The organism is Streptococcus sp. 11273D007BT (assembly GCF_053547195.1).
This window is the reverse complement of the sequence record NZ_JBPWPE010000001.1, coordinates 1,483,458-1,496,167: the sequence shown is the minus strand read 5'-3', so window position 1 is coordinate 1,496,167 and position 12,710 is coordinate 1,483,458. Positions and strand designations below refer to the sequence as shown.

General features: G+C 37.9%; 10 protein-coding genes, 2 pseudogenes and 1 riboswitch. Of the genes and pseudogenes, 9 read left to right on the top strand and 3 right to left on the bottom strand.

Annotated elements, in window-relative coordinates:
- Positions 1 to 190: 190 nt before the first annotated feature.
- Positions 191 to 751, bottom strand: coding sequence for an ECF transporter S component (locus ACEE75_RS07640; protein ID WP_447574733.1), 561 nt, complete (start codon positions 749 to 751; stop codon positions 191 to 193).
- Positions 741 to 1,736, bottom strand: coding sequence for a nucleoside hydrolase (locus tag ACEE75_RS07635; RefSeq protein WP_447574731.1), 996 nt, complete (start codon positions 1,734 to 1,736; stop codon positions 741 to 743). Before ACEE75_RS07635 ends, ACEE75_RS07640 begins: the two co-directional genes overlap by 11 nt.
- A 148-nt stretch (positions 1,737 to 1,884) precedes the next feature.
- Positions 1,885 to 1,929, bottom strand: a riboswitch (PreQ1 riboswitch).
- A gap of 138 nt (positions 1,930 to 2,067) precedes the next feature.
- On the opposite strand from ACEE75_RS07635, the gene ACEE75_RS07630 reads away from it, so the two are divergent.
- From ACEE75_RS07630 to ACEE75_RS07590, 9 genes and pseudogenes are all read left to right on the top strand, one after another.
- The gene (locus ACEE75_RS07630; RefSeq protein ID WP_354368332.1) at positions 2,068 to 2,448 is read left to right on the top strand and encodes a RidA family protein; all 381 of its coding nucleotides are present in this window, start codon (positions 2,068 to 2,070) and stop codon (positions 2,446 to 2,448) included.
- A gap of 104 nt (positions 2,449 to 2,552) precedes the next feature.
- Positions 2,553 to 3,443 carry an RNase adapter RapZ gene (rapZ, locus tag ACEE75_RS07625; protein WP_447574729.1) on the top strand — a complete coding sequence of 297 codons (891 nt, stop codon included), beginning with the start codon at positions 2,553 to 2,555 and terminating at the stop codon, positions 3,441 to 3,443.
- Positions 3,440 to 4,414, top strand: coding sequence for a YvcK family protein (locus ACEE75_RS07620; protein WP_447574728.1), 975 nt, complete (start codon positions 3,440 to 3,442; stop codon positions 4,412 to 4,414). Before rapZ ends, ACEE75_RS07620 begins: the two co-directional genes overlap by 4 nt.
- A complete protein-coding gene (whiA, locus tag ACEE75_RS07615; protein ID WP_354368338.1) occupies positions 4,411 to 5,322 on the top strand; it encodes a DNA-binding protein WhiA in 912 nt (303 codons plus the stop codon). The genes ACEE75_RS07620 and whiA overlap by 4 nt, the downstream gene beginning before the upstream one ends.
- Before the next feature lie 7 nt (positions 5,323 to 5,329).
- Positions 5,330 to 6,727 (top strand): C69 family dipeptidase, encoded by a 1,398-nt coding sequence (locus ACEE75_RS07610; protein WP_447574726.1) that lies wholly within the window; start codon positions 5,330 to 5,332, stop codon positions 6,725 to 6,727.
- Positions 6,728 to 6,908: 181 nt separating this feature from the next.
- Positions 6,909 to 8,475: pseudogene (locus tag ACEE75_RS07605) on the top strand (IS1182 family transposase).
- A gap of 52 nt (positions 8,476 to 8,527) precedes the next feature.
- Positions 8,528 to 10,045: a zinc ABC transporter substrate-binding protein AdcA gene (locus ACEE75_RS07600; RefSeq protein ID WP_447574294.1), complete on the top strand. Its 1,518-nt coding sequence runs from the start codon at positions 8,528 to 8,530 to the stop codon at positions 10,043 to 10,045.
- A gap of 176 nt (positions 10,046 to 10,221) precedes the next feature.
- Complete coding sequence (locus ACEE75_RS07595) at positions 10,222 to 11,859, top strand: phosphoenolpyruvate carboxykinase (ATP) (RefSeq protein WP_447574295.1); 1,638 nt, start codon at positions 10,222 to 10,224, stop codon at positions 11,857 to 11,859.
- Positions 11,834 to 12,106: pseudogene (locus ACEE75_RS07590) on the top strand (tyrosine-type recombinase/integrase); the annotation flags it as partial. The gene ACEE75_RS07595 and the pseudogene ACEE75_RS07590, both read left to right, overlap by 26 nt.
- 152 nt (positions 12,107 to 12,258) lie before the next feature.
- On the opposite strand, the gene ACEE75_RS07585 reads toward ACEE75_RS07590, so the two are convergent.
- Entirely contained in the window at positions 12,259 to 12,501 is a 243-nt protein-coding gene (locus tag ACEE75_RS07585; protein WP_354368346.1) for a type B 50S ribosomal protein L31, read from the bottom strand.
- Positions 12,502 to 12,710 lie beyond the last annotated feature (209 nt).

Sequence of the window (12,710 nt, the reverse complement as noted above, 5' to 3'; positions counted from 1 at the left end):
CACCAGAAATGAGCCGTAGGCCTAACTGGAGTTAGATAAGGCCAGTTAATGCAGTAATAAAAGAAAAACTAAATGACAATATAAGAAAATAACATCCCCCTCATCAGTAACTAGGTCGTCTAGGTTTTACAAGAGGGGGATTTTTATATAAAAAAACCTTAGAAAGACTAGTTTCTAAGGCGGTTGCGAGTTATTTTTCTTTTAACAGTTGGAAGCTGAGTTGATCTTTGAGTTGTTTGATGAGAACAAATACAAGCGTTAAACTGACTAGGCGATCGAGATAATCGGTTAGGATTTGGACCATGATTAAGCTAGTTGTTAGATTCATCCCCATAGCATGAAAGATTTGAGCTAGAAGACTGGAGCCACTTGAGGTGATGCCTTTAAAAAGGACGACAGTTATACTGGCAGAAATAAGTGTTCCAATTAGAGAGAGTGGGATGGTTAGGATCGCCAATCGTTTGAGCTCTGCTTTTTTTCTAAACATAAAGCCAGCTAGAAAAACGGTCACAATTGCAACGGGAGCATAGTAAATGGCAAAGATATCTGTTGTCAGCCAACTTAATAGGGCACTTAAAATAGCTGTTAAAGCTCCAAGCCATGGTCCAAATAATAGAGCGATAAGAAGACTCCCAACCATGTCAAGATAGATAGGAAGTTTTAAAAAGAGAGCAATGTTGCTGCCGACATAGTTAAGGGCAATTGCAAGGGCGATAAAGATAATAAGATGAGTTTTTTGTCTAGTTTTCATAGAAACCTCCGAGATTAAACTGTAAAATGTCCTGTGAGATGACCTCTTTTGGTTGGTCTAAGATTGTGGTCAAAAAATCTTGCCAAAATCTAAGGGTATCAACCTCTGTTAAGATTTTACTATTGCTGTCTTTTTGATAAAAATGCTGAGCATCAACAATACTTTGTCCCAGTGCGATACCATCTGTGACAATATCAGTGTAGCTGGTAAAACCATGACAAATATTGGGATCAATAAGATAAGCTAGCGCCAGTGGATCATTGATGACACAACCTAAGAGATGTTCATACTTCCAATGAAAGTCGAAGTAAAAGCGAGTGATTTTTTCAATAAAGGAAGTTAGTTCAGAAGGAAACTTTTTTAAGTACTCTAGATGATTTGGGCTAAGAACAATTTTTCGGGTGACATCAAGACCTACCATTTCAACGCATCTTTTAAGGTGCTTGAAAACAAAGTTTGCTGCATGAGGATCGCACCAATAGTTGTATTCTGCCACAGGAGAGCAATTGCCATTTGATTTAAAGTTACCTCCCATGCTGATAAAGCGAGAGCAGTTTTCGCCTAAATCCTTATTTTTTTCTAAGGCTAAAGCGATATTAGTCAGTGGACCTAAAGCTAGAATGGCGGTATCTTGTTTTTGCTTAAAGTAATCTGCTAGATAGTCATCTGCCTTGGTGGTCTCAGGTCTTTTATTACAGTTTCGTTTTAAAAAAGTTTCACCTAAACCATCCATACCATGTGTGTCTTGAGCAGAGATAAAGGGGCGTTTCAGAGGAGTTTCTGCGCCTATATAGATGGGAATGTCTAGTCTATTGACAAGTTCTAAGATGAGGGCACAATTTTCAAATCCAAGCTGACTAGGAACATTTCCGCATACAATGGTAATGGCAACAACTTCTAAATTAGGGTGTTTGAGGGCGTAGATGAGGGCAAGAGCGTCATCAATACCTGGATCACAGTCGATAATAACGTGTTGTTTCGTCATATTTAACCTTTCTAAGATAAAATTAGGGATAATAAAAAGAGAGAATGAACAGTTTAAATAAGGTTCATTCTCTCTCCCAGTACAGCAAAAAGAAATGGAGCGGGTAAAACCCAATACTCCACAAAAACTAGTTTAATCAAAATAATGATGCGACTTAGTTTTTTATTCTGGGAAGTTTTCGAACCAGTCTAGGATCATTGTCCTAATTTATTTGCATAGATATATTTTACTATTAAATCATTCATCTGTAAAGATGAGATTCGTTCGCTAAATCGTGGAAATTTTCTGACGATTTTGTTAAAATAAAGCTATTAAAGTTAAGGAGAATGATATGGTTAAGACAATTCATACAGATCAGGCCCCAAAAGCAATTGGCCCTTATGTTCAAGCGAAAGTGGCAGGTAACTTGCTATTTGCTTCTGGACAAGTTCCTCTCTCTCCAGAAACAGGCGAGATTATCGGTGAAACAATTGAGGAACAAACCAAACAGGTTTTAAAAAATATCTCAGCTATTTTAGAGGAGGCGGGAACAGATTTTGATCATGTGGTCAAGACAACCTGTTTCTTAAGTGACATGAATGATTTTGTTGCGTTTAATAGTGTCTATCAGACAGCTTTTAAAGCTGATTTTCCAGCACGATCAGCAGTAGAGGTGGCAAGATTACCTAAGGATGTCAAGGTAGAGATTGAAGTGATTGCTTATCTAGGTTAAAAGGAGAGAAATCTCCTTTTTATTGTTTTTATGACATAGGTTTCAGGTTAGGAATATGTTATAATGGCAATAGTAGATTAAAAGATAGAAGAGGGGAAGTTTCAATGTCTGAACATCAAATCAATCTTGTGATTGTCACTGGAATGAGTGGAGCAGGAAAAACTGTGGCTATCCAGTCATTTGAGGATTTAGGTTATTTTACAATAGACAATATGCCACCAGCGCTCGTACCGAAATTTTTAGACTTAATTGAGCATGGCAGTGACTATGATAAGGTTGCCTTGGTTGTGGATATGCGCAGTCGTCAATTTTTTTCAGAAATCAATAGTATTTTAGATAAAATTGAAAGTAATGATAACATCAACTTTAAAATTCTCTTTTTGGATGCAACAGATGGTGAATTGGTGTCACGTTATAAAGAAACGCGCCGTAGCCACCCTTTAGCCGCAGATGGACGTGTCTTGGATGGCATTGAGTTGGAACGGGAATTACTAGCTCCTTTGAAAAGCATGAGTCAAAATGTTGTGGATACAACAGAATTGACCCCACGTCATCTAAGAAAAGCCATTACTGAGCAGTTTTCTGCTAAAGAGCAAGTGAATCAATTTCGTATAGAAGTGATGAGCTTTGGCTTTAAATACGGTCTACCTCTAGATGCAGACCTTGTATTTGATGTGCGTTTTCTACCTAACCCTTATTACCAAGTAGAGCTTCGTGAAAAAACAGGACTCGATCAAGAAGTATCGGACTATGTTATGAATCACCCAGAATCAGAAGATTTCTATCAAAACTTAAAAGGCTTGTTGCAGCCGATATTGCCTGGCTATCAAAAAGAAGGAAAATCAGTACTGACCATTGCAATTGGATGTACAGGAGGACAACATCGCAGTGTTGCTTTTGCCAGACGCTTAGCAAATGATTTATCTAAAGATTGGCATGTTAATGAAAGTCATCGTGATAAGGATAGACGTAAGGAAACGGTGAATCGTTCATGAGAAAACCTAAGATAACAATAATAGGTGGCGGAACAGGTATTCCTGTCATTCTTAATAGCCTTCGCCATTTTGATGTGGATTTGACCGCTATTGTCACAGTAGCTGATGATGGAGGGAGTTCGGGTGAACTGCGTAGTGCGATGCAATTAACCCCACCAGGTGATTTGAGAAATGTGTTAGTAGCCATGAGCGACATGCCTAAATTTTATGAGAAAATCTTTCAGTATCGTTTCGCTGAAAATGATGGCGCTTTATCTGGTCATCCTTTGGGAAATCTCATTATTGCAGGTATTTCAGAAATGCAGGGCTCAACTTATAACGCCATGCAGATTTTGACTAAGTTTTTTCATACAACAGGTAAAATCTATCCCTCCAGTGAAAATCCTTTGACCCTCCATGCGATTTTCAAAGATGGTCATGAAGTGGTCGGAGAGAGCCATATTGCTAATTATAAGGGGATGAATGATCATGTTTTTGTGACAAATTCCTATAACGATGATGAGCCTACTGCTAGTCGTAAGGTAGTTGAGGCGATTATGGAAAGTGACATGATTGTGTTAGGACCTGGCTCTTTATTTACCTCGATTTTACCTAATCTTGTGATTAAAGAAATTGGGCAGGCCTTGTTAAAAACCCAAGCAGAAGTTGCTTATGTCTGCAATATTATGACACAATACGGTGAAACTGAGCATTTTACAGATGCAGATCATGTTCGCGTCTTACATGAACACTTAGGACAACCATTTATTGATACAGTTTTAGTCAATATTGAAAAAGTTCCGCAGGCTTACATGGATTCTAATCGTTTTGATGAGTATCTTGTACAGGTTGAACACGATTTTCAAGGACTAAGAAAAGAAGTTCCTCGCGTGGTGTCCTCAAATTTTTTACGTTTAGAAAAAGGCGGAGCTTTCCATCACGGAGACTTGGTGGTTGAGGAGTTGCTTCGGATTATTCAGGTGAGAAAATGACTTTTACCATCAAAGTAAAAGAAGAGCTACTGCAACTGGTTCATCAGGATAAAAGTGAGCTTTCTGCCATGATTAAGATGTCTGGAAGTTTAGGATTATCAGGTTCAGGCTTAACGCTTTCTATTACAAGTGAGAATGCAAAAATAGCTCGCCATCTCTATGCCTTACTAGAGAGGTTTTATCACACACAGGCAGAAATTAAATACCATCAAAAGACCAATCTTAGAAAAAATCGTGTTTATACAGTTTTTTTAGAGGAAAATGTTGAGGCCATTTTAGCTGATTTGAAATTAGCCGATTCATTCTTTGGCATTGAAACAGGTATTGAGCCTGAGATTTTAAATGACGATGAAAAAGGGCGAGCCTATTTACGAGGAGCATTTTTGTCCAATGGTAGCGTCAGAGACCCAGAGACTGGTAAATACCAATTAGAGATTTTTTCAGTTTATTTAGACCATGCGGAAGATTTGGCGAATTTGATGAAAAAATTTATGTTAGATGCTAAGGTGATTGAGCGAAAAAAAGGTGCGATAACCTATTTACAAAAAGCTGAAGATATCATGGATTTTTTGATTGTTATCGGTGCAATGGAAGCTATGTCAGAATTTGAACAGGTCAAAATTTTGCGGGAAACGAGAAATGATCTTAATCGTGCAAATAATGCAGAGACAGCCAATATTGCTAAAACTATTACAGCTAGTATGAAAACGATTAATAATATTATCAAAATAATGGACACTGTAGGATTGGATGCTCTTCCTGTTGAACTTCGTCAAGTTGCACAGGTTAGGATTGCTCATCCAGATTATTCTATTCAACAGCTGGCGGATAGCTTAGATACCCCTCTTACCAAGAGTGGTGTTAATCATCGTTTAAGAAAGATTAATAAAATAGCAGAAGAACTATAAGGAGAAAATGATGTGTACCACGATTTTAGTTGGAAAAAAAGCAAGCTATGATGGCTCAACTCTTATCGCTCGAACAGAAGATTCACAAAATGGTGTTTTTACCCCTAAAGCATTTAAAATGGTTTTACCTAATGATCAGCCACGGGATTACCAGTCTGTTTTATCTCGGTTTTCTATCACCTTACCCGATAATCCCTTGGCCTATAGCTCAGTTCCTGATGCGCTAGGTGAAGAAGGGATTTGGGGGCAAGCAGGTATTAATGAAGTTAATGTTGCCATGAGTGCTACAGAAACCTTAACCACTAACAGCCGTGTACTCGGTGCAGATCCTTTAGTTGAAACAGGGATTGGTGAGGAAGATATTTTAACTTTGGTATTACCTTATATCAAGTCTGCGCGTGAGGGTGTTAAGCGTTTAGGAGAACTTCTAGAGGCTTATGGGACTTATGAATCAAATGGTATCGCATTTGCTGATTTGGATGAAATTTGGTGGATGGAAACAGTTGGTGGTCACCACTGGCTTGCTAGACGTGTGCCAGATGATACTTATGTGGTGGTTGCTAATCAATTAGGGTTGGATCATTTTGAGTTTAATAATACAGATGATTATATGTGTTCGAGTGATTTAAAAGACTTTATTGAAGACTATCACTTGGAATTAAATTACTCTAATGAACATTTTAACCCACGTTATGCATTTGGTAGCCAAAGAGATAAAGATCGTCACTATAACACCCCTCGTACTTGGTTTATCCAAAAATTCTTTAATCCTAGACTAGAACAAGATCCACAAAGTTTCTTTATCCCTTGGAGCCAAAAGCCCTATCGTAAGATTACAGTTGAAGATATTAAGTATGTCTTAAGTGGTCACTATCAAGACACGGTGTATGACCCTTATGGTCCAGAAGGATCAAGTGTCACACAAAGATCGTTTCGTCCTATTGGAATCAATCGTACCAGCCATACAGCGATTTTACAACTTCGTCCAGATTGTCCTAAAGAAACAACGGGGATTCAGTGGATTTCCTTTGGTTCGATGCCTTTTGCCACCAACGTTCCCTTCTTTACACAGGTAGCAACAACACCAACGTACTTCTCGAATACAGGTGCACAAGTATCAACGGATAGTTTTTATTGGGCAAATCGCCTAATTGCAGGTCTAGCAGATGCGCATTTTAAAAAGCACGAGGGCATTATTGAGGATTATATCCAAGAAACCATGGCGCTAGGTCAAGCTATGATTCATCAAGTTGATAAAAAAATGGCTCAAGGTGTAGTAGTTGATTTTGAAAAAGAGAATCAACAATTAAGTGATCAGATTGAATCTAAGACTAATCAGCTCTTAGCTAAAATTTTATTGGATGCTAGTAATTTGATGACCAATCGATATGAGGTTAGTGACTAAAAAATTTGATAGCATAAAGTCAAATATAAAAGTGTTTAATCAGACTAAAAAGTCGAAACTGATAAGGTTTCGACTCAGAATGAAGACAAAGTCGTTAGAATTTTAATTCTAACGGCTTTTTCATGCGTAAAGTAATATAATAGAGATAGGAATCCAGTTAATAAGTAGAGGGAGAATCGCTATGTTACACAAAGAAAACCCAGACTACAATCGCGGTCAATTTGGTTTCTACAGTTTAGATGACCTTGTTCCTCAAAATCATCTCCTTCGTCAAATAGAGGAAGCTATTGACTTTTCCTTTATCTATGACTTAGTCGCAGATAGCTATAGCGATGAAACAGGGCGTCCTAGTCTTGACCCTGTTCTGCTCATTAAAATTCCAATCCTTCAGTGTCTCTTCGGTATTCGCTCCATGCGTCAAACCATTAAGGAAATTGAAGTAAACACTGCCTACCGTTGGTTTCTTGGTCTTCGACTGGATGATAAGGTGCCTCATTTCACTACCTACGGAAAGAATTATGTCCGTCGTTTCCAAGATAGACAGGTTATTGAAGGCATTTTCACCCATATCTTAGGTCTCTGCGTCAATGCAGGCTTCATAGATCCAACAGAAATTTTCATTGACGGTACCCATATCAAGGCTGCGGCGAATAATCGTAAATTCATCAATCGTGAAATTGAAAAGCAAGCCAAGTTTATGAGTGACCAGCTAGAGATTGAAATTAACAGGGATAGAGAAAAGCATGCAAAAAAGCCGCTAGGGCCCGCAAAAGAGGAGGGGCCCGTCGCTAAGAAAATTTCTACAACCGACCCAGAAAGTGGTTTGTTTCATAAAGGGGACCAGTGAAAAGGTTCGGGGAACCTTTTCAGCCTGAGCCTACAAAATGAGAAAGCGAAGAAGTATTTGCCTACACAGCTCAGGTGGCTTGTGACAAGTATGGTTGGGCTCTGGCTTATAGCCTTGAGGCTGGCAATGTCCATGACAGTCAGGCCTTTCCTGCACTCTTCGCCAAGCTCCAGCCCTTTCAACCTAGCTTTCTCATTGCCGATTCTGGCTATAAGACCCCTAGTATCGCTCACTTCCTTCTGGAACAAGAGATTACTCCTGTTTTTCCTTACACTCGTCCGAAAGGGAAGAAGGGAAAACTGCGCTCGAAGGATTTTGTTTACGATGAATACTATGACTGTTATATCTGTCCTGAGAATCAGGTCTTAACCTATCGCACTACAATCAGGGAAGGTTATCGGGAATATAAGAGTGATCCAGCTATCTGTGCTACTTGTCCACTTCTATCAATTTGTACAGAAAGCAAGAACAAGCAGAAAGTGGTAACTCGACACATTTGGAAAGAGGCTTTAGAAATCTGTGAAGAGATTCGGCACAGGAAAGGTATGAAGGAGCTCTATCAGAAACGGAAAGAAACTATTGAACGTCTCTTTGGGACGGCCAAAGAGTACCACAATCTTCGTTATACAAGAGAGAAAGGCAAGTCCAAAATGGAAGATAAAGTTGGACTGACTTTGGCGTGTTTAAATCTAAAGAAATTGGTAAGAATGAGGGCAGGGAAGCCTTTTTATTTTGCACAAATAACTACTATGCTGGCAAAAAGACGGACTATCAGACCAATAAACAGAAAAAGACAAACATCAATCGAGATGTTTGTCTTCAGTCTGAGTCGAAACTGATAAGGTTTCGACTTTTTTTGAAAAATTTTTCAAAAAAAGCTTGCAAAATCTGTTCGATGTGATATACTTAACCAGTAAACAAAAAGATTAACCAGTTAAGAAAAGAGGGGTTTCATGAAAAAGAAATGGTTACTTGGTCTAGGGTTAGCATCTGCATTGGCTTTAGGGACAGCAGTGAGTCCGGCTCAAACTGTTCAAGCAGATGATAAAGTCGATGTGGTGACAACTTTCTATCCAATGTATGAATTTACAAAGAACATTGTTGGTGATGAGGGAAATGTCGATTTGCTTATTAAGGCAGGAACAGAGGTGCATGATTTCCAACCATCCACCAAAGACATTGCTAAAATTCAAGAATCAGATGCATTTGTCTATGATGATGATAGTATGGAGACTTGGGTATCCAAGGTAAAAAAATCCATTGATAGTAAGAATACGACTATTATTGAAGCCACAGGTGATATGATTTTAGCACCAGGTATTGCGGAAGAAGAGCATGATCATGAAGAAGGAGATGGTCACACTCATGAGTATGATCCGCATCTTTGGTTATCTCCAGAGCGTTCGATTGAACTTGTAGAAAATATTCGTGATGATTTAACAAAGGCTTTTCCAGAAAAAGCAGATGAATTTAAAGAAAATGCAGCAGCCTACATCAAGAAATTAGAAGCCTTAGATCAAGAGTACGACAAGGCCTTATCTAAAGCTAAACAAACCTCATTTGTTACTCAGCATGCTGCCTTTGGCTACTTGGCTCTTGATTATGGTCTAAATCAGATTTCCATTACAGGTGTTTCAGCTGAGTCAGAACCCTCAGCGAAACGTTTGGCGACTTTGACAAAATATATCAAAGAATATGATATTAAATATATTTATTTTGAAGAGAATGCTTCTAAAAAAGTTGCAGATACCTTGGCTAGTGCTGCGGGGGTTAAAACAGCAGTATTAAATCCGCTTGAAAGTTTAACAAGTCAACAAATGAAGGCAGGAGAAGATTATTTCTCAATCATGCGCCAAAACTTAAAGAACTTGCAATTAACGACCAATGTGTCAGGTAAAGAAATACAATCAGAAGAAGATACCAGTAAGACCGTTTATAACGGGTATTTTGAAGATAAGGATGTTAAAAAACGCACCTTGGCAGATTGGTCAGGTGAGTGGCAATCGGTTTATCCTTATCTAGAAGACGGTACACTTGATCCTGTCTGGGATTATAAGGCTAAGTCTAAAAAAGATATGACTGCAGAAGAGTACAAAGCTTACTATACGACAGGTTATAAGACGGATGTCAGCAACATTACGATTGACGGTAAAAAAAATACAATGACCTTTACACAAAATGGAAAAACCTATCAGTACACTTATAAGTATGTGGGTTATGAAATTTTAACTTATAAAAAAGGTAATCGTGGTGTTCGCTATTTATTTGAAGCAACTGACAAAAATGCTGGTCAGTTCAAATACGTTCAATTTAGTGACCATGCTATTTCCCCACAAGATTCAGGACATTTCCATATCTACTTTGGTGGAGAGAGTCAAGAAAAACTATTGGAAGAAATGGAAAATTGGCCAACCTATTACCCAGCAGATATGACGGGGCATGAAATTGCACAAGAGATTGTTGCCCACTGAGTAAGGTGATTTTCTAATCAACTGAAAGAAATATTTTTATCTATAAAAGAAACTAGGGTTTAAACTCTAGTTTTTTTAGCTGATATTTTTATGATTTTTTAATAAAAAAGGAGTATAATAAAAGAAACTAACACCATTATTGTATATCAGTTTTTAAAAGAAAGGATGGAAGAAGTATGGCAACACAAGATCAATTTTTTACACACGATATTTCAAAAGACAACCCGCATTTTTCCACCTTGAAGACGATTGTTGAGACTGCTTTTTATGGCAACAATGTGACGCATTTAAAAGGACTTGGTGAGGTTTACCAGTTGGCAAAAAAATCACCATCAACAATTGTGTTAGATATGCCAGTCACCTATCCTGAGAAACTACACTTACCAGATGAAGCGAAAATTTTAGTTCATAATGGTGGTGCTGTGACAGGTCGAACAGCAAAAGCGAGGCGTATTTTAGGAAGGGATTTACAAGAAGACCAACAGATTCTGCCTAGGATTCGAGAGGCGATTTATCAAGCCAGTTTAAAACCCTACTATGCCTCAGAAGCCTTAGTAGGACTAGATGAAGATTTTATGGTCTGTGCTCACTTGATGTTACCCAGAGAAGAAGTCGCCAACCTCTATTCTTGGCTTTTAAATTTTCAAGCCTTTACCGAGGTGTATTACCAGCGATATTTAGCTTCAAAACCACTAGATGAAAATGATATTTATATCTTTTTTGATCCCACTTGGAAAGATGAAGCCTACCCAGATGGCCTAGCTTATTTTGACACGTTGCATAATACTGCTGTTATTTTAGGATTGAATTATTTTGGCGAAATCAAAAAAGGAACGCTGACCTTAGCTTGGGCAACTGCTGCTAGACATGACTACGTTGCCTGTCACGGTGGGTTAAAGATTTTTAAAAAAGTAGAGCAAAAGCCTTATGTTGCTTCCTTTTTTGGTTTATCTGGTTCAGGAAAATCGACGTTAACCCATGCTAAACATGATGGAAAGTATGCTATTCAAGTTTTGCATGATGATGCCTTTATTATTTCAACAAAAAATGGCTCTTCCATAGCTTTAGAGTCCTCTTATTTTGACAAAACCAATGATTACCCAGCAGGACATCCTGAGCAAGATTATTTTGTTACCGTACAAAATTGTGGTGTGACTTTAAATCATGAAGGCAAAAAAGTCTTGGTAATAGAAGATATTAGAAATGGTAATGGTCGAACAGTTAAATCACGTTACGCCACTCCAAATCGGGTAGATAAGATAGAAGAGGCAATTGATGCTATTTTTTGGATTATGAAAGATGATTCGCTCCCTCCCATTCTTAAAGTTGACAATAGTTCACTTTCTTCTACCTTGGGTTGTACCCTGATGACACAACGTTCTAATGCCGAAAATGGCGTTAGGGATTTGAGTCAATTGGTTATTGAACCTTATGCCAATCCTTTTAGAGTCTATCCTTTAGTAGAAGATTTTAAAAAATTTCAAGAATTATTCGATTCTGGTGTAGATTGTTATATTGTGAATACTGGAAATTATATGGGAAAAAGTATTCCAAAAGAAGTCACCCTTGCTGCGATTGAAAAAATAGTAGAGGGAGTAGGGAATTTTACTCCTTTTGGTGAGCTACCTGGCTGCTCTTATCTAGAATTGCAGGAATATCCCTTAGCGCCTTTTGATGCTTCTTATCGTCAATTGCTAAAAGATAGAATGCAACTTAGACTGGATTTTTTGTTGAATTTTAACCATAAAAACGATCAAAATCCCATTCCAGTTGATGCAATCTACTACCTTCAAGAAGTCATTGACAGGTTGTAAAATAGCAGTTAATCGCAACGCAACTATTAGGAATCTTTTCCAGTTTTATAGATTGCCATTCAAGTCTCCTCATGGCTTTCGCCATACTCATTGTAGTTTGCTTTTTGAAGCTGGAGCAAGTATAAAAGAAGTTCAAGAGAGATTGGGGCATGAGGATATTAAAACAACAATGAATATATATGCGCATGTGACAGAAAATGTAAAGGAAAAAACGGCTGAAAAGTTTGCCCAATTTTTAGGCGTTTAACCTCAACCGTTACTTTTTCCGTTACTTTTATAAAACAAAAGCCATTCCTACATGATAGGAATGGCTTAAAATCAACGTTTATAGCAATTTTAAAGCATTTGTCTTTTTGAGTTTCTAGAGGCAAAGAAAAAATGGTCCAGTGGACCATTTTTTTATTTGAGACCGTATTTTTTGTTGAAACGATCCACACGTCCGTCTGCTTGTGTGAATTTTTGACGTCCTGTGTAGAATGGGTGTGAGTCTGATGAAATCTCAACACGGATAAGTGGGTAAGTTTCACCTTCAAATTCTACAGTTTCTTTAGTTGCTTTTGTTGAGCCACTAAGGAATTGGTAACCAGTAGTTGTATCAAGGAATACTACTGGACGGTAATCTGGATGGATGTCTTTTTTCATCTTTTAAAAATTTCCTTTCTGCCATAGCTCTTTTTGAGCCATAGTTAATTAACTATTCTAGTTTAGCAAATCTCAGCTCTCTTGACAAGTCTTTTGATAAATTTTTTCAGATTTGTTTAAAAAATTACTTGATTTTAGTAAGCTGGGGAGAAAGGGGGGACTTTATGATAAAGAGAGTGGATGGTTATGAGATTAGACCTTTGTCGGTA